This window comes from Telluria sp. PB2R4 (assembly GCF_059685695.1).
This window is the reverse complement of sequence record NZ_JCASIC010000006.1, coordinates 88,579-112,485: the sequence shown is the minus strand read 5'-3', so window position 1 is coordinate 112,485 and position 23,907 is coordinate 88,579. Positions and strand designations below refer to the sequence as shown.

23 protein-coding genes and 1 other RNA gene are annotated in these 23,907 nt (G+C 65.7%); 14 read left to right on the top strand and 10 right to left on the bottom strand.

The genetic code is table 11. From position 1 onward, the window contains the following. Positions 1 to 2: 2 nt before the first annotated feature. Positions 3 to 341: RNase P RNA component class A (gene rnpB / locus AC56LU_RS12115), an RNA gene on the bottom strand. A gap of 135 nt (positions 342 to 476) precedes the next feature. On the opposite strand from rnpB, the gene AC56LU_RS12110 reads away from it, so the two are divergent. Continuing rightward, positions 477 to 2,180, top strand: coding sequence for a thiamine pyrophosphate-binding protein (locus AC56LU_RS12110; RefSeq protein ID WP_497175853.1), 1,704 nt, complete (start codon positions 477 to 479; stop codon positions 2,178 to 2,180). Positions 2,181 to 2,305: 125 nt separating this feature from the next. Here the strand turns inward: AC56LU_RS12110 and AC56LU_RS12105 are convergent, their stop codons facing one another. Further along, positions 2,306 to 2,647, bottom strand: coding sequence for a hypothetical protein (locus AC56LU_RS12105; protein ID WP_497175852.1), 342 nt, complete (start codon positions 2,645 to 2,647; stop codon positions 2,306 to 2,308). 100 nt (positions 2,648 to 2,747) lie between these two features. On the opposite strand from AC56LU_RS12105, the gene ftsY reads away from it, so the two are divergent. From ftsY to AC56LU_RS12065, 8 genes are all read left to right on the top strand, one after another. Next, a complete protein-coding gene (gene ftsY, locus AC56LU_RS12100; protein ID WP_497175851.1) occupies positions 2,748 to 3,881 on the top strand; it encodes a signal recognition particle-docking protein FtsY in 1,134 nt (377 codons plus the stop codon). Positions 3,882 to 3,905: 24 nt separating this feature from the next. Then, positions 3,906 to 4,580 carry a cell division ATP-binding protein FtsE gene (locus tag AC56LU_RS12095; protein ID WP_497175850.1) on the top strand — a complete coding sequence of 225 codons (675 nt, stop codon included), beginning with the start codon at positions 3,906 to 3,908 and terminating at the stop codon, positions 4,578 to 4,580. Next, a complete protein-coding gene (gene ftsX / locus AC56LU_RS12090) occupies positions 4,577 to 5,491 on the top strand; it encodes a permease-like cell division protein FtsX (RefSeq protein WP_497175849.1) in 915 nt (304 codons plus the stop codon). Before AC56LU_RS12095 ends, ftsX begins: the two co-directional genes overlap by 4 nt. 442 nt (positions 5,492 to 5,933) lie before the next feature. Beyond that, positions 5,934 to 6,824 (top strand): RNA polymerase sigma factor RpoH, encoded by an 891-nt coding sequence (gene rpoH, locus AC56LU_RS12085; RefSeq protein ID WP_497175848.1) that lies wholly within the window; start codon positions 5,934 to 5,936, stop codon positions 6,822 to 6,824. 121 nt (positions 6,825 to 6,945) lie between these two features. Next, positions 6,946 to 7,782, top strand: a complete 837-nt coding sequence (gene yghU, locus AC56LU_RS12080; protein WP_497175847.1) for a glutathione-dependent disulfide-bond oxidoreductase — start codon at positions 6,946 to 6,948, stop codon at positions 7,780 to 7,782. Between the two features lie 100 nt (positions 7,783 to 7,882). Next, the gene (locus tag AC56LU_RS12075; RefSeq protein ID WP_497175846.1) at positions 7,883 to 8,362 is read left to right on the top strand and encodes a VOC family protein; all 480 of its coding nucleotides are present in this window, start codon (positions 7,883 to 7,885) and stop codon (positions 8,360 to 8,362) included. Between the two features lie 133 nt (positions 8,363 to 8,495). Then, positions 8,496 to 9,083: an exopolysaccharide biosynthesis protein gene (locus tag AC56LU_RS12070; RefSeq protein ID WP_497175845.1), complete on the top strand. Its 588-nt coding sequence runs from the start codon at positions 8,496 to 8,498 to the stop codon at positions 9,081 to 9,083. Between the two features lie 160 nt (positions 9,084 to 9,243). Then, positions 9,244 to 9,459, top strand: a complete 216-nt coding sequence (locus AC56LU_RS12065; protein ID WP_497175844.1) for a hypothetical protein — start codon at positions 9,244 to 9,246, stop codon at positions 9,457 to 9,459. A 5-nt stretch (positions 9,460 to 9,464) separates the two neighbouring features. Here the strand turns inward: AC56LU_RS12065 and AC56LU_RS12060 are convergent, their stop codons facing one another. The 6 genes from AC56LU_RS12060 to pstS all read right to left on the bottom strand — a co-directional run bounded on the left by AC56LU_RS12060 (position 9,465) and on the right by pstS (position 16,746). Beyond that, complete coding sequence (locus AC56LU_RS12060; protein ID WP_497175843.1) at positions 9,465 to 11,024, bottom strand: TerC family protein; 1,560 nt, start codon at positions 11,022 to 11,024, stop codon at positions 9,465 to 9,467. A 105-nt stretch (positions 11,025 to 11,129) separates the two neighbouring features. Beyond that, on the bottom strand, positions 11,130 to 11,459 hold the full coding sequence (locus AC56LU_RS12055) for a hypothetical protein (RefSeq protein WP_497175842.1): 330 nt from the start codon (positions 11,457 to 11,459) through the stop codon (positions 11,130 to 11,132). Between the two features lie 74 nt (positions 11,460 to 11,533). Next, positions 11,534 to 12,094: a manganese efflux pump MntP gene (locus AC56LU_RS12050; protein ID WP_497175841.1), complete on the bottom strand. Its 561-nt coding sequence runs from the start codon at positions 12,092 to 12,094 to the stop codon at positions 11,534 to 11,536. Positions 12,095 to 12,160: 66 nt separating this feature from the next. After that, positions 12,161 to 14,866 carry a bifunctional diguanylate cyclase/phosphodiesterase gene (locus tag AC56LU_RS12045; protein WP_497175840.1) on the bottom strand — a complete coding sequence of 902 codons (2,706 nt, stop codon included), beginning with the start codon at positions 14,864 to 14,866 and terminating at the stop codon, positions 12,161 to 12,163. Between the two features lie 73 nt (positions 14,867 to 14,939). After that, the gene (locus AC56LU_RS12040) at positions 14,940 to 15,578 is read right to left on the bottom strand and encodes a winged helix-turn-helix transcriptional regulator (RefSeq protein WP_497175839.1); all 639 of its coding nucleotides are present in this window, start codon (positions 15,576 to 15,578) and stop codon (positions 14,940 to 14,942) included. A gap of 130 nt (positions 15,579 to 15,708) precedes the next feature. Continuing rightward, a complete protein-coding gene (gene pstS, locus AC56LU_RS12035) occupies positions 15,709 to 16,746 on the bottom strand; it encodes a phosphate ABC transporter substrate-binding protein PstS (RefSeq protein ID WP_497175838.1) in 1,038 nt (345 codons plus the stop codon). A gap of 166 nt (positions 16,747 to 16,912) precedes the next feature. Between pstS and AC56LU_RS12030 the strand changes: the two genes are divergently transcribed. From AC56LU_RS12030 to AC56LU_RS12010, 5 genes are all read left to right on the top strand, one after another. Next, entirely contained in the window at positions 16,913 to 17,317 is a 405-nt protein-coding gene (locus AC56LU_RS12030) for a hypothetical protein (RefSeq protein WP_497175837.1), read from the top strand. 23 nt (positions 17,318 to 17,340) lie between these two features. After that, the gene (gene ggt / locus AC56LU_RS12025) at positions 17,341 to 19,089 is read left to right on the top strand and encodes a gamma-glutamyltransferase (RefSeq protein WP_497175836.1); all 1,749 of its coding nucleotides are present in this window, start codon (positions 17,341 to 17,343) and stop codon (positions 19,087 to 19,089) included. 123 nt (positions 19,090 to 19,212) lie between these two features. Then, complete coding sequence (locus AC56LU_RS12020; RefSeq protein WP_497175835.1) at positions 19,213 to 20,475, top strand: GGDEF domain-containing protein; 1,263 nt, start codon at positions 19,213 to 19,215, stop codon at positions 20,473 to 20,475. 48 nt (positions 20,476 to 20,523) lie between these two features. Beyond that, entirely contained in the window at positions 20,524 to 21,501 is a 978-nt protein-coding gene (locus tag AC56LU_RS12015; protein WP_497175834.1) for a hypothetical protein, read from the top strand. 132 nt (positions 21,502 to 21,633) lie between these two features. Further along, positions 21,634 to 22,524: a bile acid:sodium symporter family protein gene (locus tag AC56LU_RS12010; protein ID WP_497175833.1), complete on the top strand. Its 891-nt coding sequence runs from the start codon at positions 21,634 to 21,636 to the stop codon at positions 22,522 to 22,524. Between the two features lie 103 nt (positions 22,525 to 22,627). Here AC56LU_RS12010 and AC56LU_RS12005 read toward each other — a convergent pair whose 3' ends face one another. Then, the gene (locus tag AC56LU_RS12005) at positions 22,628 to 22,831 is read right to left on the bottom strand and encodes a PliI family lysozyme inhibitor of I-type lysozyme (protein WP_497175832.1); all 204 of its coding nucleotides are present in this window, start codon (positions 22,829 to 22,831) and stop codon (positions 22,628 to 22,630) included. A 554-nt stretch (positions 22,832 to 23,385) separates the two neighbouring features. After that, positions 23,386 to 23,865 (bottom strand): DUF3016 domain-containing protein, encoded by a 480-nt coding sequence (locus tag AC56LU_RS12000; protein WP_497175831.1) that lies wholly within the window; start codon positions 23,863 to 23,865, stop codon positions 23,386 to 23,388. Positions 23,866 to 23,907: the final 42 nt, after the last annotated feature.

Here is a 23,907-nt window from a genome sequence, read left to right as displayed (position 1 = left end):
GTGTGTAAAGCAGGCCGATAGGCCGGATTCTGTGTAGTGGTTTCCCTTGCGGGACGCCCCTATGACAACCATTCCTCTAGGCGCTGGATTACTCCAGCGCTCAAGCTTCCTACCCGCACGCTCCGCGAGCAACATCAACGCGTGCCTATTTGGAATTGCTCCGAGTGGAGGTTACCGCGTTTCACCGTAACTTAATACGCTCGTCTCTGTGGCCCTATTCCTCGCCTTATACCTTGCGGCTTTCAGCGGACGGCCGTTAACCGTCACCCTGCTCTATGGAGTCCGGACCTTCCTCCCGCCATCACCCGAAAGTGACGGCCAGCGGCTGCCTGGCCTGCTTCACGGGGGCATTGTAACCGATTGGGCGCGCGCAACCTGCCCACGTTTTCTGAAATTTCGTGTCGCCATTTCAAAATCCTTCCCCACCTCATCCACATAGAATGCCTGGATAACAACCTGCAAGGATGACCGACACCATGACGCACCCTTCCCGCACCGGCGGCCAGATCCTGGTCGATGCACTGCATACCCACGGCGTGGACACCGCCTTCGGCGTGCCCGGCGAAAGCTACCTCGACGTGCTCGATGCGCTGCACGATTCGGATATCCGCTTCGTGATCAACCGGCAGGAAGGCGGCGCGGCGTTCATGGCGGAGGCCTATGGCAAGATGACCGGCAAGCCGGGCATCTGCTTCGTCACCCGCGGCCCGGGCGCCACCAATGCCTCGATCGGCGTGCACACCGCCTACCAGGATTCGACCCCGATGATCCTGTTCATCGGCCAGGTCGGCAGCGACTTCATCGACCGCGAAGCCTTCCAGGAAATCGACTACCGCCGCATGTTCGGCCAGATGGCGAAATGGGTCACCCAGATCGACCGCGCCGACCGCATCCCCGAATACCTCGCGCGCGCCTTTCAGGTCGCCACCAGCGGCCGTCCCGGCCCGGTGGTGCTGGCCCTGCCGGAAGACATGCTGGTCACCAAGGCGGCAGTACCCGACGCGCGCCCTTACCAGCCGGTGCAGGCCGCCCCGTCGGCGCAACAAATCGCAAGCCTGCGTGCGATGCTGGCGGAAGCAAAGCGCCCGATCGTGCTGCTGGGCGGCGGTTCCTGGTCCGATCAGGCCTGCGCCGACCTGGCGCGCTTCGCCGAAGCCAACCGCCTGCCGGTGGGCTGCACCTTCCGCTTCCAGGACCTGCTCGACAACGACCACCCGAACTACGTGGGCGACGTCGGCATCGGCATCAACCCGAAGCTGGCGGCGCGCGTGAAGGAGGCCGACCTGGTGATCGCCATCGGCCCGCGCCTGGGCGAGATGACGACCAGCGGCTACTCGCTGCTGTCCTCGCCCGTGCCGCGCCAGAAGCTGGTCCACATCCATGCCGACCCGGACGAACTGGGCAGCGTCTACCAGGCCGACCTGATGATCGCCAGCGGCGCGCCGCAGGCGTGCGCCATGCTTGCCGCGATGGAACCGGTCGATTCCTCGGCCTGGGCTGATACCGTGGCAGAGGCCAAGGCCGAGCTGGCGGCCTGGCAGGCGCAGCCGCCGATCTTCCGCGAAGGCGGCGCCCCGCTCGACCTGTGGCAGGTGGTGCAGGAGCTGATGAAGCAGGCGCCGCGCGACACCATCATCACCAACGGCGCCGGCAATTACGCGACCTGGGCGCACCGCTTCTACCGCTACGGGGGCAAGCGCACCCAGCTGGCGCCGACCAACGGCGCCATGGGCTATGCGGTGCCGGCCGGCGTGGCGGCCAAGATCATCGATCCGCAGCGCACCGTCGTGACCTTTGCCGGCGATGGCGAATTCATGATGACGGGGCAGGAACTGGCGACGGCGGTGCAGTACGGGGCGGGCGTCGTGCTGCTGGTATTTAATAACAATATGTTCGGCACCATCCGCATGCACCAGGAACGCGACTACCCGGGCCGCGTGTCGGGCACCAGCTTGCACAACCCGGATTTTGCGGCGCTGGCGCGCGCCTATGGCGGCCACGGCGAGGTGGTCGAGAAGACCGAGGAATTCGCGCCCGCCCTGCAGCGCGCGCTGGCGCATGCGAACGAGCGCAAGCTGCCGTCCGTGATCGAACTGCGCTACGACGGCAACCTGATTACGCCGAATGCGACCTTGGAGACGATTCGGAAGAACGCCGAGGCGGCCAAGGCGAACCCCTGATTTTGTAGCGTGGCCGGCTGCGCCGCCCACGCGTTCAAATCACGTGGAAACAGACAGCGCGGCTGATCGTAAGCCGGTTGAACGCGCGGGCGGGAAACCCGCCCACCCTACGAAAGGCCAGCTCGCTACTGTCCCAAACCCAGCTCGGCTGGCAAGGGAATCGGCTTGTCGAAGAAACTGACTGGTTCACCATTGGTCAGGAACAATGCGACGAGGGCGATGAACGCCCACACGATAATGTTGCGCATGTTTGCAGCGCTACCATCGGTGGCGTTGTCGCCGTAGATGAGGCGCTTCAGGAAATTTGTGAGTTTCACGGTGTGCCCCGTTGTGTTTTGTGGTTTTCTCTCTGTGTTCAATTTAACGCAACTCGCCAAGTTTTTCCAGAAGCGCACTGTTGAGTAGCCAATCGGTTTCAGCAATAACACAACAAATAGTTCCTCCGGCGCATCTTCCAACACCGCCATGCGGCGCCGGGGGAAGCATCTTGCTGCTCTGGTAAAATATTGGCACTCTTTTTCATCGCCGGCGCCCCGCCGGCACCGTGCCCAGGATTCGCCCCCACATATGTTTAGTTTCTTCAAAAGAAAGAAGCCTGAGACCGAGGTCCCGGAGCCGAGCCAGCCCGCGTCTGCCCTGGAAGCAGCAGCGGCGCCGATGTTCGTCCCCGGCGCACTCGACACCCCGGCGCCAACGCTTGCGCCAACCCCCGCACCAACTCCTGCCCCGGTCACGGCGGTGGCGGCCGACATCGGCGAGCTGTTCCCTGAAACCGCGGAACGCCCGACCACCGACGCCGAGAAGAAGCAGTCCTGGATGACGCGCCTGAAGGCTGGCCTGTCCAAGACCTCGAGCAACCTGTCGCTGCTGTTCGTTGGCGCGCGCATCGATGAAGACCTGTACGAGGAACTCGAATCGGCGCTCCTGATGTCCGACGCCGGCATGGACGCCACCCAGCACCTGCTCGACTCGCTGCGCCGCAAGGTCAAGGAAGACAAGCTGCTGGACGCCGCCCAGGTCAAGGCCGCACTCAAGGGCCTGATGATCGAAATGCTGCAGCCGCTGCAGAAGCCGCTCGAACTGGGCCGCCACGAACCGCTGGTGATGATGATCTCGGGCGTGAACGGCGCCGGCAAGACCACCACCATCGGCAAGCTGGCCAAGCACATGCAGCGCTTCGAGCAGTCGGTGCTGCTGGCCGCGGGTGACACCTTCCGCGCCGCCGCGCGCGAGCAGCTGATGGTCTGGGGCCAGCGCAACAACGTCACCGTGATCTCGCAGGCCTCGGGCGATCCGGCCGCCGTGGCTTTTGATGCGGTCCAGTCGGGCAAGGCGCGCGGCACCGACGTGGTCATGGTCGATACCGCCGGCCGCCTGCCGACCCAGCTGCACCTGATGGAAGAACTCAAGAAGATCAAGCGCGTCATCGGCAAGGGCATGGATGGCGCCCCGCACGAGGTGCTGCTGGTCATCGACGGCAACACCGGCCAGAACGCGCTGGCCCAGGTCAAGGCCTTCGATGACGCGCTGGGGCTGACCGGCCTGGTGATCACCAAGCTGGACGGCACCGCCAAGGGCGGCGTGCTGGCCGCGATCGCGCGCACGCGTCCGGTGCCGGTGTACTTCATCGGCGTCGGCGAGAAGCTGGACGACCTGCAGCCCTTCGACGCCGAAGAATTCGTCGAAGCCCTGCTGGGCTAAGGGTACAACCAGGAACAGCCCGCGATGATCGAATTCCAGTCCGTCTCCAAGCAATATTCCCATGACGCCTACGCGCTGCGCGACGTCTCCCTCAATATCGCCAAGGGCGAGCTGGTCTACCTGGCCGGCCCGTCCGGCGCGGGCAAGTCGACCCTGATGAAGATGGTGGCCGCCGTCGAGCGGCCCACGGGCGGCGTGGTGACCGTCAACGGCCAGGACATCGGCCGCATCCGCAAGGCCGGCATTCCCTTCCTGCGCCGTAACCTGGGCCTGATCTTCCAGCACCAGCGCCTGCTGAACGACCGCAACATCCTCGGCAACGTGATGCTGCCCCTGCTCGTCACCGGCGCCCACAAGGCGCAGGCCGAGGGACGCGCCAGAGCAGCCCTCGACAAGGTGGGCCTGCTGGATCGCGCGAAAGCGATGCCGCTGGAACTGTCCGGCGGCGAGCAGCAGCGCGTGGCGATCGCGCGCGCCATCGTCAACCGCCCGCAGATCATCCTGGCCGACGAGCCCACCGCGAACCTCGACCGCGCCGCGGCCGACCGCGTGCTCGACGCCCTGCGCGCCTTCCACGCCGCCGGCGTGACCTGCGTGATCTCGACCCATGACGAGCAGGTGCTCGACAGTGCGGCGCGGGTGATCCGCCTCGAGCACGGCCAGCTTGTCGGTGCCGGCCACCCCGGAGGTGCGGCATGAGCCCGTGGTTCCGCCAACACCGCTTCGCGCTCGGCGCGGCGCTGTCGACCGTGCGCAAGTCGCCGGGCAGCTTCCTGTTCAACGTGCTGGTGGTCGCGTTTGCCCTGATGCTGCCGCTGGCCGGCATCACCCTGCTCGACAACGTGCGGCCGCTGTCCGACCAGCTGTCGGTCGATCCCGAGATCAGCCTGTTCATGAAGCTCGAGTCCACGCGCGAGGATGCCACGGCCCTGCAGCCGCGCATCCGCGCCATCCTTGCCCCGAGCGGCAAGGCCGCGGTCGAGTTCGTGCCGCGCGAACAAGCGCTGGCCGCCATGAAGGACACGAGCAGCCTGGGCGACGTGATCGACACCCTGGGCGAGAACCCGCTGCCGGACAGCTTCAGGATGCGCCTGGAGGGCAGCGGCGCCGCCAGCCGGGTCGACGCGGTCACCGAACAGCTGCGCGCGCTGCCGGGCGTCGATGTGGTGCAGGTCGATTCGGCCTGGGTCAAGCGCCTGGCTGCGATGCTGGCCATCCTGCGCCTGGCCCTGCTGCTGCTGGCGGTCACGCTCGGCATCGTGGTGATCGCGGTGGTGTTCAACACCATCCGCCTGCAGGTGCTGACGCAGAAGGAGGAGATCGCCGTCTCCAAGCTGCTGGGCGCGACCGACAACTTTATCCACCGTCCCTTCTACTACACGGGCGCCCTGCTCGGCCTGTGCGCCGGCGCGGTGGCGCTGGGCGCGGTGCTGCTGGCGCTGAACCCGCTGAACGGTGCGATTGCCGATTTCGCACGGCTGTACGCCTCGGAATTCCAGCTGGTGCCGCTCGGCGCGGCGGAAACGGCGGGCGTGCTGGCGATCAGCGCAGGACTGGGCCTGATCGGGGCGATGCTGTCGGTGCAGCGCCACCTGGCGCGGGTTCGCTAAGTTGGTATTTGTGCATCGTGCGGGCAGGTCTTCCTGCCCGCTGACCCGCCATACCCTACGCTCAGACGAGCGCTCCTCCTACAAGCTGCCTCCGCCCTGCGTGCGCCATTCAACAGAAGGCCGCTCTTGGGACCTTTAACCTGTCCTTGACAGGTTTTCCAGCCGTTTTTTTGTCAAATTTGAGCTAAATCAATCGAATCAGAGTCGCCTGCACTACAGTTTAAACGGTGCGATTTTAATTCCCAAGGGCAATACTTTAGCCAAACTTAATCGATTTCGACAAATCGATGGTCGCCTAGCACTCGATGGTGGAGAGTGCTAATATATGTCTCGAATACAGCGAAATCAAGGAAGGCATCCAGTCACAAGCAGTACGCTGGTGTCGCGCGACATGGGTCGGCGGCACGCAGGATGCAGCAGGATTACTACAAGGGAAATGAACATGTCCGCACAATCCGCATTGGTCCCTGCCGGCAGTCGCGCCCTGAACCTGGGTTTTACCGGCAATCTCGGCAATATTGACGCCTATATCTCGGCCGTCAACCGCCTGCCGATGCTCACCCACGAAGAAGAAGTCTCGCTGGCGAAATCGCTGCGCGACCAGAACGATCTCGACGCCGCGCAAAAACTGGTGCTGTCGCACCTGCGCCTGGTGGTGTCGATCGCGCGTGGCTACCTCGGCTACGGACTGCCGCACGCCGACCTGATCCAGGAAGGCAATATCGGCCTGATGAAAGCCGTCAAGCGCTTCGACCCGAACCAGGGCGTGCGTCTCGTCTCGTACGCGATGCACTGGATCAAGGCCGAAATGCACGAATACATCCTGAAGAACTGGCGCCTGGTGAAGGTCGCAACGACCAAGGCCCAGCGCAAGCTGTTCTTCAACCTGCGCAGCAACAAGGTGGGTCTGGACACCATGACCCCAAGCCAGGTCGACGAGCTGGCGAAGATGCTCGACGTCAAGCGTGAAGAAGTGATCGAGATGGAAACCCGCCTGTCGGGCCGCGACATCGCCCTCGAATCGCCGACCGACGACGACGACGACAAGTTCGCCCCGATCGCCTACCTGTCGTCCGAGAAGCAGGAGCCGACCCGCGTGCTGGAGGCCGAGCAGGTCGACCGCCTGCAGTCGGAGGGCCTGGAAACCGCGCTGGGCAAGCTGGATCCGCGTTCGCGCCGCATCATCGAAGCGCGCTGGCTGGCCAACGACGACGGTTCGGGCGCCACGCTGCACACGCTGGCCGAAGAATTCGGCGTGTCGGCCGAGCGTATCCGCCAGATCGAATCGGCTGCGCTGAAGAAGATGAAGGGCGCGCTGGCGGCTTTCGTGTAAGCCTGCCTGGTCCCAAACAGAACCCCGCCTCGGCGGGGTTTTCTTTTTCCGGGGCCGAAAACGCATTCCGCTCACCCCGGCTAGAATGCTGCTTTGATCCTGCATGTCCAAGGAGAACTTGATGACCGACGAGTACGTCCCACCCAAAGTCTGGACCCCGCCCGCCTCTTCCGGCGGCACCTTCGCCAACATCAACCGCCCGGTCGCCGGCCCGACCCACGACGCCCCGCTCCCGGTCGGCAAGCACCCACTGCAGCTGTATTCGCTGGCCACGCCCAACGGCGTCAAGGTGACCATCATGCTGGAAGAGCTGCTGGCCCTGGGCCACAAGGGGGCCGAGTACGATGCCTGGCTCATCAAGATCAACGAGGGTGCCCAGTTCTCCAGCGGCTTCGTCGACATCAACCCGAATTCCAAGATCCCGGCCATGGCCGACCACAGTGGCCCGGAACCGGTGCGGGTGTTCGAATCCGGCTCGATCCTGGTCTACCTGGCCGAGAAGTTCGGCGCCTTCTTGCCGACAGACGGTGCGGCGCGTACCGAAACCATGAACTGGCTGTTCTGGCAGATGGGTTCGGCACCCTTCGTGGGCGGCGGCTTCGGCCACTTCTACGCCTATGCGCCGGAGAAACTGCAATACCCGATCGACCGCTACGCAATGGAAACCAAGCGCCAGCTCGACGTGCTGGAGCGCCAGCTGGCCCACCACCGCTATGTCGCCGGCAACGAGTTCACGATCGCGGACATGGCGATCTGGCCATGGTACGGCGGCATGGTGCGCGGCGAGCTGTACGAGGCGGGCGAATTCCTGTCCGTGCACGAGTACGAGCACGTGCGCCGCTGGGCCGACGAGGTCGCGGCGCGCCCGGCAGTGATTCGTGGACGCAAGGTCAACCGCGTGCGCGGCAATCCGGAAGAACAGGTGCCGGAACGCCATGACGCGTCCGACCTCGACTGATCCTTCCTGAGCCAGACCCGGGCAGCTACCGGACGGCCACGTGATTGCGTTATGCTGACGCGCGATGTTCTCGATTGATTTGCCAACGATTGGAGAAGCCATGGTCAGTAAAAACACGATTTGCCTCTGGTTCAACGGGTCGGCGCTGGAAGCGGCCCAGTTCTACGCGGCGACCATCCCCGATAGTAGCGTCGGCCAGGTCTTCCGCGCGCCGAGCGACTATCCCGCGGGCAAGCAGGGCGACGTGCTGACGGTCGCCTTCACCGTGGCCGGCATTCCGTGCATCGGACTGAACGGCGGCCCGGTGTTCCCGCAGACCGAAGCCTTCTCGTTCCAGATCGCGACCGACGACCAGGAGGAAACCGACCGCCTGTGGAACGCCATCGTCGGCAACGGCGGCCAGGAAAGCGAATGCGGCTGGTGCAAGGATAGGTGGGGCCTGTCGTGGCAGATCACGCCGCGCGTGCTCACCGATGGCATCGCCGACCCCGACCCGGCCGTGGCGAAACGCGTGTTCGAAGCGATGATGACGATGCGCAAGATCGACGTGGCGAAGATCGAAGCGGCGCGGCGCGGCTGAAACTGGCTTCCTGCACTATACTCTTGCCTCCCGGGCGGCAGGCAAGCACGCCGCCGCCCACTCCACGATCCAGTACGACGCAATACGAAAGAGCAGCATGCAAGGTGAAACGATCTTCAAGAAGGTCCGGTCCATGGTCCGCTCCCTGCCGCCTGGCGGCATCACGCTGAGCGAACTGATTCACCGCGTCGGCAACGAAGGCCTGCTGATGCTCACAGCACTGCTCACCCTGGTGTTCCTGATCCCGGTATCGATTCCGGGTGTGAGTACCGTATTCGGCGCTGCGATCCTCCTGATCGGCATCAGCCGCCTGTTCGGCCGCGAACTCTGGGTTCCGGCAAAGCTGAAGCACCGGATGATCTCCACCAGCAAGCTGCGCCCGGCGCTGCGCAAGGCGCTACCCTGGCTGTACCGGATCGAACGCGTCTGCAAACCCAACCGCATCCAGTGGCTGGTGGAAAACGGTCCGATCCAGCATTTCAATAACGCCGGCCTGATCCTGGGCGCCGTGCTGCTGATGATGCCTTTTGGCCTGATCCCCTTCAGCAATACCTTCCCCGCGGTTGCCCTGCTGTTCCTGGCGATCGGCCTGCTGCAGCGCGACGGCGTCAGCGTGCTGCTGGGCCACATCAGCAACGTCGTCACCATCCTGTACTTCGCCCTGCTCATCGGCGGCGGCGGGCTGGCGGTGCGCGAGGTGTTCCAGCGCATGACCGGCTGAACGCTTATTCTCTAACTTCTGGCACGACAGCCTGCAATGCCACACAGGCAATTTTTGTAAATACGCCACCAAAACATCAACTTGTCGAAAACTCTTACGAATTCACTTTAAGTGTATTTATCGCTCTGTTAGCATCCTTCGCTCGCATGAAAGGAAGCACATGGTGGAGCAAAGCAGAAACGATGCACGCACCGACAAGGTGACCGCCGGCCAGGTCGATGAAGGGCTCAAGCTGTGCGCCCGCTACGGCGTCCACCCTGCCCTGCTGTTCATGGAACAGGTCGGGGTGCCGCGCCCGGTGGCGCTCAGGGTACTGTGCTCCCCCGAACACTACCGCCAGCGCGACCGCCGCCGGAAACCCCGGCCCGTGCGCTGACAGCGTCAGGCGCCGGCGTCCGGCGCCTGCGGATCCTGGCGGCGTATGCCGACCCGCACGATGCGCCGGTCTTCCACCGCAAGAATCTCGAAGCGCAGTCCGCTCACCTCGACCGACTGGCCGGCGGCGGGCAGGGTTTCGAAGCGCGCCAGCAGGAAGCCGGCCAGCGAGTTGTAGTCGGCCTCGCTGTCGACCAGCGCATCGGTCTGCAGTTCCTGCTCGAGCAGGTGCAGGTCGGCCGTGCCGTCGGCCTCCCAATGCCCCGGCCCCTGCTGCCGGATGGCCGGCTGTTCGTCCTCGTCCGGGAATTCGCCGGCGATCGCCTCCAGGATGTCGATCGGGGTCAGCAGGCCCTGGATGACGCCATATTCATCGGCCACCAGCACCAGCTGGCCTCGGGCGCGCTTGAGGGTCTCCATGGCGCCGAGCACGCCCGCGGTGTCGGGCAGGAAGATCGGCGCGCGCAGCATCCCTGCGTCGGACGCATCGATGTGCCGGTGCAGCAGGAGCGCGCCGATCAGGTCCTTGGTCCGGGCCACCCCCACTACCCGGTCGATGTCGCCATGGCAGACCGGCAGCCGGTTGTGCGGGGTTTCCTGCAGCTGCTGAAGGATGATGCCCGCTTCCTGCTCCAGATTCACCCAGGACATCTCCGCGCGCGGCGTCATGACCGAACGGATCGAGCGGTCGCCCAGGGTCAGCACGCCGCTGACCATGTTGCGCTCCTCGACCGCGAAACTGTCGTCCTGCGGCCGCACCTCTTCCGGCGTTTCTTCCGCGGCATACCGGGGTTTCCCGAGCAGGCGCATGACCGTGTCGGCGGTGCGCTCGCGGAAGGGCATGCGCGCTTCGTTCTTCAGGAAGTTACGGCGCGCGAACTGGTTCAGGGTCTCGATCAGCACCGAGAAACCGATGGCGGCGTACAGGTAGCCCTTCGGGATATGGAAGCCGAATCCTTCGGCGACCAGGCTCAGGCCGATCATCAACAGGAAGCTCAGGCACAGCACCACCACGGTCGGGTGCGCATTGACGAAGCGGGTCAGCGGCTTCGAAGCCAGGATCATGACGCCGATCGAGATGATGACCGCGGCCATCATCACGCCCAGCTCGTCGACCATGCCCACGGCCGTGATCACCGCGTCGAGCGAGAACACGGCGTCGAGCACCACGATCTGCGCCACCACGGCGCCGAAACTGGCATACACCCTCGGACCGGACTGGACGAGGGCAACACCTTCGAGGCGTTCATGCAGCTCGATGGTGGCCTTGAACAGCAGGAAGAAGCCGCCGATCAGGAGAATCAGGTCGCGCCCGGAAAAATCGAAGATCCCGACGGAGAACAGGGGCGTGGTCAGGGTGACCAGCCAGGAGACGATCGTGAGCAGGCCGAGGCGCATCGCCATGGCCAGGGACAGGCCCAGCAGGCGCGCCTTGTCGCGCTGGTGCGGCGGCAGCTTGTCCGCCAGGATCGCGATAAAAATCAGGTTGTCGATGCCCAGGACGATTTCCAGGAACACCAGGGTCAGCAAACCTACCCAGATAGTGGGGTCGAATAGCCATTCCATATTGCTTGCCTTGTCAAATGTGGTGAAACGTCCGGCCGCGGGCACGCGCGCAGCGCATGCCGGCAATGACCGGAGCGATGACGGGAGTGGGGCGAGCGCCCCGTCTCAGGCGAGGCGGGGTGGCTTGATGGGGGGCGGGAAGGAATGGCAGGTCGGCGCCGCATCGTGCGGCGGCACCGCGCCGGCATGGAGGCCGGCCAGGTGCAGGCAGCGTTCCTGGTTCACCAGGTCGTGCAGCTCGGCCACCGAGGGCGGCTCGTCGGGATCGATGTCCGATTTGGTGTCGCCCGCGAAGGCATCGCCGGCCGGCGCCGCCACGGTGACCTGCGCGGCCGCACTATCCGGCTGCGACTGCGGCAGCGCCACGGACATCGACAGCGCCAGTACGTTCAGGGGGAACAGCAGGATCAGGAAGATGACGAGGAGTCGTCTCATACGATGGAGGAACACATGACGAAGCCAGTATAGCATGGGCACCTGCCGCTCCCTGCCGCAGCTGGCGCCCGAACTCAGTGCGACAGGTGCTCGATCAGGATCGTCGTGCCGACCAGCACCAGCACCACCCCGCCGATGCGTTCGGCATTGCGTCCGACCGCCGCGCCCAGGCGTCGCCCGAGCAGCACGCCGATGGTGACCATGACCGTGGTGGAGATGCCGATCGCCACCGCCGCATGCACGATCGAGACGTCAACAAAAGCCAGCCCGACTCCGACCGCCATCGCATCGATGCTGGTCGCCACCGCGGTCAGCACCAGCACCAGCAGGTTCTGCGAGCCCGCGCTTTCCTCGTCTTCATCTTCGCCGAACGACAGCCAGATCATGCGCCCGCCCAGCCCGAGCAGCAGGAAGAACGCGATCCAGTGGTCCCACTGGCGGATGGTGTCGGCGGCCAGCGAGCCGAGGGCCCAGCCGATCACCGGCGTGATGGTCTCGATGCAGCCGAACAGCAGGCCGATGCGCAGCGCCTGCGGCAGGCCGGGATTGCGCAGGGCGGCGCCCTTGGCGATCGCCGCGGCAAAGGCGTCGGTCGACATCGCGAGGGCGAGGAAGATGAGGGCGGTGAAGGTCATGCGGGTCTTTCGGTCGAGCGCGAGACAATAGCATATCCGCAACCTTCCCCACCAGCATCGGCCGGTTCAGGCCGCGGCGGCCACGTCGAGCAGGAAGCGGCGCCGCATCATGGCTTCCATGTCGCCAGCCGGCACCGGGCGCGCAATGTAGAAGCCCTGCACCTCGTTGCAGTCAAGGCCGCGCAGGATATCGAGCTGCTCTTCGGTCTCGACGCCCTCGGCCACCACCGACATCCCGAGCGCGTGCGCCATCGACACGATCGCCTGGAAGAACACCTTGCCCTCCTTCGAGTTGCCGAGCTCCATGGTGAAGGCGCGGTCCACCTTCAGCACGTCCATCCTGAGGCGCTGCAGCTGCGACAGCGAGGAATAGCCGGTGCCGAAATCGTCGACGTGCAGCTTGACGCCCAGCGCGCGCAGCGCGGCCAGTTCGGCCAGGATGTCGTCGTGGTCGCCCATCATGGCCGATTCGGTGATCTCGACCTCGATCAGGCTGGCCGGCACGCGGTGGCGCGCCATGGCGCAGCTCAAGTGGCGCTGCACGCCGCCGCGCCCGAACTGCTTGGGCGAGACATTGATGGATACCGGCACCAGCCGCAGTCCGGCGTCGCGCCAGGCCGCCAGCTGGGCGCAGGCCTTGTCGATCACCAGGTCGCCGATGGCGCGAATCAGGCCGGTGCTTTCCGCCAGCGGGATGAATTCGCCAGGGGACACCACGCCCAGTTCAGGATGGCGCCAGCGGATCAGCGCCTCCATGCTCAGCAGCTCGCCGCTGCGGGCGTCGACGCGCGGCTGGTAGTACAGGGTGAACTGGTCGTGCTCGATCGCCTCCAGCATGCGCTGCTTCAGGCGGGCGCGCGAATTCAGGCTGTTCGAGAGCGCCGGGTCGAAAAAGCGGTACTGGCCCTTGCCCTCGTTCTTCCCGGCGTACATCGCGATGTCGCTGTGGCGCACCAGGGTCTCGGCATCCTGGCCGTCGCGCGGGAACATGCTGATCCCGATCGACGCGCCCACCGCGTGCAAGTCGTCGCCGATCAGGAAGGGCAGGCTGAAGGCCTCCACGATGCGCGCGGCCACCGAGGCGGCCTGGCGCTCGCCGTCGCCGGGGTGCAGCAGCACCAGGAATTCGTCGCCGCCGAAGCGCGCCACCCGGTCGCTCGGGCGCAGCAGCGACAGCAGGCGTCCGGCCGCCGACTTGAGCAGCTGGTCGCCGGTGGCGTGGCCGTGGGTATCGTTCACGTGCTTGAACTCGTCGAGGTCGATGAACAGCAGCGCCAGCCCCGCCCCGCTCGCACGCGCCTGCGCCAGGATGGCCGGCATCGCACCCAGGAACGCATGGCGGGTGGCCAGGCCGGTCAGCACGTCCTCGTTGGCCAGGCGTTCCAGCTGGGTCTCGTGGGCCTTGCGCTCGCTGATGTCCTGCAGCGTCACCGCCAGGCCGTTCCCGACCCGCACCAGGCGCCGCCGTCCCCAGCTGATGTTCAGGCAGTTGTCCACCGGCATGCGGCGGTCGTCTTCATGGAAGCCGGTCTCCATCGCCTTGCGGTAGGTGTCGAGCAGCTCCTCGCCGAACAGGCCGCTGTCGATCTTCGACAGGCTGCTGCCGACCAGCGCGGCGCGCGTCATCCCGTAGAAGAAGGCGCCGCGCTCGTTGCAGTCGACGATGCGGAAATCGACGATCTCGCCTTCGCGCGTGCGCACCGCCGCCGCCATGTAGAAGCCGTCGTTGCCGCTTTCGGTGGCGGTGCGGTAGGCGCGCTGTACTTCTTCCTGCTCGCGCTCGCGCAGCACGGCGCGGCGCGCCAGCACCGCACCGGCGGCGCCCAGCAGCAACAGGCAGGCGCCGATGGCGAGGGCACGATCGCGGCTCTCGATCCAGGATGCGTGCGCCGCCTCCAGCGCGGTCCCGTACGACAGTCCGACCAGGGCCACCAGCGGATAGGCGCGCGAGTGGCGCCAGCCGAGCACGCGGGCCTGGCCGTCGGCGAAACCATCACGGCCCTCCAGCAGGCGCACGCCGCGTTCGCCCAACCACAGGCCGGCGCGGGGCGGCAGCAGCCTGAGGCCGCCCTCGACGAAGGCGGTGCCGTCGCTGCGCTGTTCCGCGCGCAGGCGGCTTTCGCTGCCGGCCAGCGCCACCACGCCGCCCGCGCCCAGCGTGGCCGGGCTGACGAAGGAGGTGAAATAGCGCGCGTCCACCGCCATCAGGACGATGCCGTCGAATTCGTCGTCGCGGGTGTCGAGGCGGCGCGTGAACAGCACAAGGTCGCCATTGCCGCCATTCGCGCCGGTGGCGCCGAACGCCGGTGGCGCCGCGCCGATGCGCAGCGCGGTCGAGATATGGTCGCGGTGCTGGACGAATGCGGGCCCGGACGACAGGTCGCTGCCGAGCAGCGCCGGCCGGGTCGATGCCCGGACCACGCCGCCGCGGTCGACGATGGCGACCAGGCTGAAGGCGCTGTCGGTGAACATGCCGTCGCGGCGCAGTGCGTCGAGCAGCCCGGGGTCGCGTCCCTTCTCCCAGCTGAACTTCAGCTGCATCGTGATCTGGTCCATCTGGCCGACCGAGCGCGTGATGTACTGCTCGTAGGCTTCGGCGTAGGCGCCGGCGTCCTTGCGCGCCTGGTTTTCGGCGCGCGCGGAATCCAGGTCGGCGCGCACGATGGTGACGATCCATAGCGCCGCGCACAGGAGCAGGGCCAGGGCCGGCCATATGACGACGAGGGTGCGGTTGGTGCGGGAAGTGGTGCGAACGGCGGCGTGGATGCTCATGCAGACTGGGTCAAGGGCACAGAATTGCCGCCAGTCTACTTATCAAAGATGTCAGCGCGATGACACGGCGGTCTCAGGCCGGGGACAGCATGTAGCCTGCGCCGCGCACGGTCTTGATCAGCGATTTGGCGCGTCCCAGCGCCTTGCGCAGGCGCAGCACGTGGACGTCCACGGTGCGCTGGTCGAGGGTGTCATGCGATTCCCACAGGTGCGCGAGCAGCTGGGCGCGCGAGAATACCTGGCCCGGATGGCACAGCAGGAAGCGCAGCAGCCGGTATTCGGCGTGGCGCACCTCGACCTTGTGGCTGCCGACCCGAACGCTGCAGCTGAGCGGGTCCAGTACCAGGCGGCCGGAGCGCAGCAGGCGCTCGTCCGGCGTTTCCTCGGGCGGCGGCTGGGGGATGAATTCGGGGACCGGGGGCAGCACGCTGCGTTCGCCGTCGCTGCATTCGGCGGCCAGCAGGATCACCGGCCGCTCGCGCAGGCGACGATCGCCGCGCAGGCGCGCCAGCAGGCGCATGCCGCCTTCCTGGCGCAGCATCGATTCCTGCAGCAGCAGTTCGGGCCGTTCACGCCCGATGAAATCCCAGGCCTGCGCCAGGTTCGGGACGCTGTGCCAGATCCACTCGTCTTCGTGCAGCGAATACTTGAGCAGCTCGGCGATGGCCGGCTTGTCGTCGACCACGAGGACGATGGTGTTGGCGGTAGTCATATTGTAGGGTGGGCGGGTTTCCCGCCCACGCGTTCAAGTGGCATATGCATGTCGTACGGCTAATCGTAGGCAAGTTGAACGCGTGGGCGGCAGAGCCGCCCACCCTACGTGTCAGCGGTGCGTCGGACGATCAATAAATCGCCTTGCCCGATGCATCCTTCAGGTTGGCCTTCCAGTTGGCCTGCACCAGCTTGACGACCGATGCCGGCATCGGCACGTAGTCCAGCTCGGCGGCAGACGGGGCGCCATTCTTGAAGGCCCAGTCGAAGAATTTCACGACTTCGGTGCCCTTGGCGCCGTTGGCCTGGCTCTTGTGCATCAGGATGTACGAGACGCCGGTGATCGGCCAGCTACCCTTGCCCGCCTGGTCGGTCAGCACCACGCCGAAGCCCGGGGCCTTGGTCCATTCGGCGCCGGCGGCGGCGGCCTTGAAGGCCTCGTCGTCAGGCTGCAGGAAGCTGCCGTCCTTGTTCTTCAGCTGGGTATGCGACAGCTTGTTCTTCTTGGCATAGGCCCACTCGACGTAGCCGATCGCGCCCTTGATGCGCTGCACGTTGGCGGCGACGCCTTCGTTGCCCTTGCCGCCCACGCCCACGGCCCACTTCACGGTGGTGCCGGCGCCGACATTGCTCTTCCACTCCGGGCTGGTCTTGGCCAGGTAGTCGGTGAACAGGAACGAGGTGCCCGACGAGTCGGCGCGGTGCACGACGGTGATGTCGGCATCCGGCAGCTTGACGCCCGGGTTCAGCGCGGCGATCGGCTGGGCGTTCCACTTGGTGATCTTGCCCAGGTAGATGTCGGCCAGCACGGGACCGGTCAGCTTCAGCTGGCCCGGGGCGACGCCCTCGACGTTGACCACGGCGACCACGCCGCCCATGATCGCCGGGAACTGCATCAGGCCTGCTTCTTCCAGCTCTTCGGCCTTGAGCGGCATGTCCGAGGCGCCAAAGTCCACGGTCTTGGCCTTGATCTGCTTGATGCCGGCGCCCGAACCGACCGACTGGTAGTTCAGGCCGTTGCCGGTGGCTGCCTTGTACGACTCGGCCCACTTGGCGTAGATCGGGTACGGGAAGGTCGCGCCGGCGCCGGTCATGTCAGCGGCGTAGGCGGTCGACATCGCGAGCACGGCGGCAGTCGTGGCTGCAGCGGCGAGGATCTTCTTGAACATTGGCTTGTTATTCCTATTGCTGGTTGAGGGGGATGTAAAGTTCATATCGGGACCACGCGGCAAAGTCTAGTCCGCGAATGTGACCGCAATGTGACCGCGCGTGCGCGACCGCAGCCGGCAGGTTTGCTATGATGGGCATTCCAAAAAAACAACTGGACGACATCGCATGCATACCCTGCTCCGTGTCTTCACCCTGGGCTGCGCCGCAGCCTTGCTGGGCGGCTGCGGCACCGCCCACGACCGCCTGCACGAGGCGCGCTACACCCTGAGCGAGCGCCAGGTGCTGCCGCTGGCCAAGCGCCTGAACATCACCTACGAAGGCGCGGAAGACAGCCGCTGCCCCGACAACGCGCGCTGCATCTGGGCGGGCCGGCTGGCTTACCGCTTCACCATGCGCATCGGCAGCGTGGCGCAGGGCTTCTACCTGGTGCAGGGCCAGCCGGGCTATATGTCGCCGGTGCTGAAAGGCTCGCGCATCGAGCTCGATCACCTGACGCCGCCGCCGCCGCGCGGCATGGCGGGGTCTGGTCCGGCGTCGTATCCGGTCAGCCTCAACATCTACGCGCAGTAAGCGCCCGACCGGGGACACACCTCATGAAAAAAGCGACGCTGCTCGCTTGCGGGCTGACTTTGTCCATCGTCCTGAATGCCGCGCCCGCCGCTGCGAAGACGCCGGTGGCCACCGGGACGGGTGGCGCGGTCGCCACCATCAGCCAACAGGCCTCGCAATCGGCGATGTCGATCCTGAACAAGGGCGGTAACGCCATCGACGCCGCGGTCGCCGCCGCGGCCACGCTGGGCGTGACCGACCCGTTCAGCTGCGGCATCGGCGGCGGCGGCTTCATGGTGATCTACCTGGCCAGGGACAAGCGCGCCATCACCATCGACCACCGCGAGACCGCGCCGGCCGGTTTCACACCCAAGGTGTTCCTCGAGGACGGCAAGCCGGCCGACTTCGACACGCTGGTTGCGAGCGGCGCCTCGGTGGGCGTGCCCGGCACCGTGCGCGGCTGGCACGAGGCGCTCGCGCGCTACGGCAGCATGACGTTCCGGCAGGTGCTGGCGCCGGCCATCGAGGTGGCCGACAAGGGCTACCGGGTGACTGAAATATTCAGTCATTTAACGGCCCAAAATGAAAGAAAATTTCAGCTCTACGCGCCCACCAGTGCGCTCTACCTGCGCAAAGGCAAGGCTGTCCAGCCGGGTGAGCTGATCCGCAATCCCGGCATGGCCAGGGCCTACCGCGAGATCGCCGTGGGCGGCGTCAAGGCCTTCTACGAAGGACCGATCGCGCGCGCCATCGTCGACGCCGTCAACAAGCCGCCTTTCGCCCCCGGCCGGAGCGCACGCGCCGGCCGCATGAGCATGGCGGACCTGGCCAACTACGAGGCGCGCATCCGGCCGCCGCTGCGCACCAGCTACCGCGGCTACGAGATCATCGGCATGCCGCTGCCCAGCAGCGGCGGCGCCACCGTCGCCGAAGCGCTCAACATCCTGGAAGGCTACGACCTGCGCAGGATGCCGCGCGCCCAGGCCGAACACCTGTACCTCGAAGCCAGCCGGCTCGCCTTTGCCGACCGCAACGCCTACCTGGCCGACCCCGAATACGTCGACGCGCCGGTGGCCGGCATCCTGTCCAAGGACTATGCGGCGCAGCGCCGCAGGCTGATCGGCCAGCGGGCCGCGCGCAGCGTGGCGGCGGGTAACCCCTACGGCTACCAGGACGACCAGAGCGTGCCGCTGCCCCCGCGCTCCGCGCGCATGCAGATGGAAAACGCCCACACCACCCACCTGACCGTCTCGGACAAGGACGGCAATGTGGTGTCCTATACCTTCACCATCGAATCCTGGGGCGGCAGCGGCATCGTGGTGCCGGGCTACGGCTTCCTGCTGAATAACGAGCTGACCGATTTCGACTTCAGCGGCCCGCACCCGAACGTCCCCGAAGCCGGCAAACGCCCGCGCTCGAGCATGGCGCCGACCATCGCGCTCAAGGATGGCAAGCCGGCGTTCACGATCGGCAGCCCGGGCGGCTCGACCATCATCACCACGGTGCTGCAGACGATTGTCAATCATGTGGACTTCGGCATGCCGATGGACCAGGCCGTGAACGCCCCGCGCCTCTCGGAGCGCAATGGCGAGGCCACCTCGATCGAGCCGGACTTTGCCGGCAGCGAAGCGGCACGCGCGCTGGAACGCTTCGGCCACCGGTGGGAGGCGACGCCGGAAGAGATCGGCGCGGCCAATGCGCTGGTGTTCAATCCGGACGGCACGGTCACCGCCGTCAGCGAAGGCAAGCGCCATGGCGTCGGCACGGCGCTGGTCCAGCGCCGCGGCCACTGAACGCTCCTGCCTGTTGGACATTCAACACATGTTCAATATCTTTCGTAGTTAGAAAAACAAGTTCTTGTAGGAATGATCTTACGTTGGGATAACATGCGGTAATCAGCACCCTTGCTTATCGTTATGCCTTCGTCCTACGTCGTGCCAGCCCTGCCGCTCCGCCGGAGCGCCACCACCCTGGCCCTCGCGCTCGTCATCATCGCAGCAATGAGTCTCTTTTTCGTCGGCGAGGTCCTCGACCTGCGCAAGACGATGGCCCAGCTCCGGCAGAACGATGCGGCGCGCATCCAGGTCCGCAATGTGCTGATGAACCTGATCAATGCCGAGACCGGGCAGCGCGGCTTCCTGCTCACCGGCGACCCCACCTACCTGGAACCCTACCAGCTCGGACGCAACAGCGTCCGCGACAACCTGGCACAGGCGCAACAGTCGGGCTATCACGACCCGCAGTTCCTGGCCAATGTGCGCGCGCTGGCGCTCATCACCGAGAGCAAGCTGGACGAGCTGGAACGCACCGTGCAGCTCGCGAAGCGCGGCGACGCCGCCGGCGCCCTGAATATCGTGCGCGAAGGCTTCGGCCGGGCCAAGATGCGCGAAGCCCGGATGCTCATCCACGCCGAAGTGGCGCGCCTGCACGTGCTCAGGGACGGGGTCATGGACGACTTCAACGAGCGCCTGCTGCGCGCGGCGCTGATCCTGGTCCTGATGCTGTGCACCGTCATCGCCATGACCGTCCACGCCTGGCGCTCGCTGTCCGCAGCCGCGCGCCGCAACAACGAACTGGCCAAGCGCCTGGCCATGGAAGCCTCGCACGATGCCCTCACCGGCCTGCCGAACCGGCGCTTCTTCGACCGCTGGGCGCGCCGCCAGGTGGCGCGCAGCCAGCGCAGCGGCAAGCCCTTCAGCCTGCTCGCCATCGACCTGGACCGCTTCAAGGAGGTCAACGATACCCACGGCCACGCGGTCGGCGACGGGGTGCTGAAGGAAGTGGCGAACCGCTTCCAGTCGGCCCTGCGCGGCGGCGAGTTCCTGGCGCGCGTGGGCGGCGACGAATTCGTGGTGCTGGTGGAAGGCGACATCTCGCGCAACGAGGTCACCGGCATCGGCAGGCGCCTGATCGACTGCCTGTATCCCGCGCTGCGCCCGGGCCTGGCGGCCAATGCCGTCGGCGCCAGCATCGGCGCCGCGAGCTTCCCCCTGAACGGCACCGACCTCGAAGGCCTGATGCAGGCCGCCGACAATGCCCTGTATGTGTCCAAGCACGGCGGGCGCGGCATGTTGTCCTTCGCGCGCACCGAACTGGCGCCGGCGTCGGCTTCCCCGTCCGGCAGCGCTGCCCAGGCCGCGACGCGCGACGCTGCCCCCACCGCAGGGGCTGTTTCCTAGCGCGGCGCGACGCTACAGTCATATCCGCCCCCCCTGCGGAGGACCGGTATGACCCAGCGACGCTTCTCCCCTGCCCTGCTGCCGGCGCTGTTCGCCGCGCTGCTGGCGGCACTGTTCACGGCCCAGCCGGCATCGGCCAAGGACTTGCTCGACAGGCTGGCGAGGCAAGCAGTGGGCAGCGCCGTGCAGGCGCTGGCCAACGGGGTGGCGTCGTCGTCCCCTCAGCCCGCAACGGCCGCGGCCAGGGCCCCTTACGTGCGCGCCGGTGCGCAGCCGCCCCGCATGCGCCTGGAGGACGGCACCGTCTTCTACGCCGACTACATCGCGGATTACTGGAGCCGGCCGGATGCCGTGACGCGCGGCGGCACGCCGGATCTCGACGCGCCCGGCCACGTCATTCCCCGGCCCGCGAAGTTCGGTTCCAGCAAGAAGCAGCCAGAGTACGCCGCGCTGCAGCGCAAGCTCGAGCGGGTCATCGCACGCGTGATGGAGCACCCGGCGCTGGTCGGAATCCGCGGCGCGAGCCTGCGCTGGGCCGCGGATTTCGGCTACGACGGCGGCAAGCAGCCCCTGGTGGCCAAGCTGTCGATGATCGCCTATCCGATCACCCTCGACGACCGGGACACCACACGCTTCCCCGACGGCACTTTCCATACCCCTGGCGAAGGGCCGATCCTCCGGATCACCGTCAACGATCCGGAAGAAATCGGCACGCGCCAACCCTCCGGCGGCCACAAGGGCATGACGGTCCTGCGCAGCGGCTACATGTTCGTGGTGCCCAATACCGACCGGCCACTGTTCATCGACGCCGACGGCATGAAGGCGGTCAACCCGGACCTGCTCGACGCGTCGCGGCCGCGTTCGGACATCCAGTTCATGACGGTCTACGTCGGCGCCGCCGGGCCCACCATGAGCAACCTGACCCACAAGCGGGTCGACCCGGTCGGCAACACGGGGCGCCTGATCGGCGTCCTGTACAACACCGACTGGCGCGCCATCCTGCAGGAGGCCAACGCGCTTCCCTGAAGCGCATGGTTTGCGGCAGGTCGCATTTTTTTTGAAGTCTCCAGCTCATCCAGGCACTACACTGTCTTGACGGCGCAGCCATGCCCCACCGGGCATAGGTGGCCGCAACAACGACAATAACGGAGACGATGCATGAGCAATTTCATTACCCTGTTGCCCACCCTGCTGATCGGCGCACTGGCGCTGATCATGTTCGGGCTGGGCCTGTCCCTCACCCTCGGCGACTTCCGGCGCCTGCTCGGCCACCCGAAGGCCGTGGTCCTCGCCCTGGTGCTGCAGGCCATGGTGCTGCCCGCGATCTGCTACGGGCTGGTCAATGGCCTGGACGTGGCGCCGGTCTACGCGGTCGGCCTGATGCTGCTGGCGGCCTCGCCCGGCGGCGTATCGGCCAACCTGTTCAGCCACCTGTTCGGCGGCAATGTGGCGATGAACATCTCGCTTACCGCGATCAATACCGTGCTGTCGATCGTCAGCCTGCCCCTGATCGCCAACTTCGCCATCGACACCTTCGCGAAGAGCGGCCAGGTGGTGCCGATGCAAACCGCGAAGGTGATCGAAGTCATCGTCATCGTGCTGATCCCGGTGGCGATCGGCATGTTCGTCAAACACCGCGCGCCGGGCTTCGCCGCGCGCATGGACAAGCCGATGAAGCGTTTCTCCATGGCCGTGCTGGCCCTGCTGGCGGTCATTGCCATCGCCAAGGAATGGACCGCGATCACCACCTCCTTCGCGTCGATCGGCCTGGCCGTCATCCTCTTCAACATCCTCAGCCTGGGCCTGGGCTACTACGTGCCGCGCCTGCTCGGCCTCGACAAGCCGAACGCCATCGCGATCGGCTACGAGATCGGCATCCACAATTCGACACTGGCGATCTTTGTTGCGGTGTCGGTGCTGGGCGACTTCCAGCTGATGCTGCCGGCGGCGATCTACTCGGTCAGCATGTACGTGTTCGCCACCGCCTTCGGTTTCCTGGTACTGGGCCGCAAGCACGCGGCCGGCGTGGTGGCGCCGGCTTCGAGCTGAGGGCTTCTCAATCCATGCGTGCTGCCGGGAAGGCGCAGGGCGCAAGCGCCATTGTGCACAGCGGCGCACGGCGACACTACCCGACCGTTCGGCTCAACGAAATTCAGGTAGGTCGCTTGGCTAGGCGTGCGAGTTTGTTTTGAAGGGCGCGGACAGGGTTGGCGTCCCAGGCCGGGCCTGAAACCGACCCAAGTAGGCCCAGCGTTCCACGGCGGAGCTGGAAGGCGTCTGCTGACAGCTGCCCGCCGCTGCCAGTCGTGCGGGTGACGACAATAATCTCGGGCGAGCGGTCCTCGTGTACTGGCATCACAGTTCCTGACGCTAGTGCGTTGACTTCGCTGAGCGAAGCACTTACAGGCAGTCGTGATGAGTTCGCTTCAGCGACAACCTGAAGGTCTTACGGTCTGGAGGGCTAATCGAATCCTCAACTCTGAACTTGCGCCCAGTGCTCGGACGACATGGCTAGCGATCCTCATCGTCGTACTGCACCACCCAAGTGCATCCGAGTCAACAAAAGGAACTGCGGAATTTCTTGAACACCAGACTGCTTAAATCCCGGTTGATGTCTACGTCCATCGCCGCGCAGGTCTGAAGAATCTCTGGAAATTGTGTAGCAACCGGCGGCGGTTGGACTGGAAGAAGATTCCGCTGGCAGTTCACGAGAAATATTGGCGATCCGATACCGAGTTTTTGCAGAGACGTCCGGCCCGCCTTTTATGCGGTGCAAGCGTCGGGATACATGTGCGGTGACACCCGGGAACATGCGATTTCTGGCTCGATGCGCTCGAGCGCGCCACGGCGCCGGCGTAATCCGCTCCCGGCGAGCCCGCGCGCGTGAGAAGCGGGATAGTAGATGGGCGCTCAGTGCGCTGCCACCACCTCCTTGCGCCACCAGTCCTCGACCATCTGCTTCTCGTGCGAGTACATCTCGTGGGTGTAGCGATTAACTCCCATCAGGTAGTTGGGATTGGAAAGCTTGGCTTCCCCGGTGCGCACTGCCTGCCCGTCTTGCTCGATGGTGTAGCGCAAGTGCAGACGCGGCCAGTCGGCGCGACCCTTCAGCACGCGCACATCACGAATCGCCACGCGCGGAAACTCGTCCCCGGCCAAGTCGATATCGAGCATCTCGACCTTCAGGTTCTGCCCCGCCGGCAACTGTTTCGACAGGTGCGCGAAATGCTCGCTAAAGTGCCACTCCATGTTTTCCCGGTCGATGGCCGAGCGCGGCACGTCTGCCATGTTTGCAGGATGGGCGAACGTCACGATTGCCTCGGCCGATACATTCGATGAAACGATCGTCACCGCCACTGCCAGCGCGCCTTTGTAGATGAGCTTATTCATTGCGAACCCCTTTGCGTGTTCCTATTCATTCAATCGATAAAT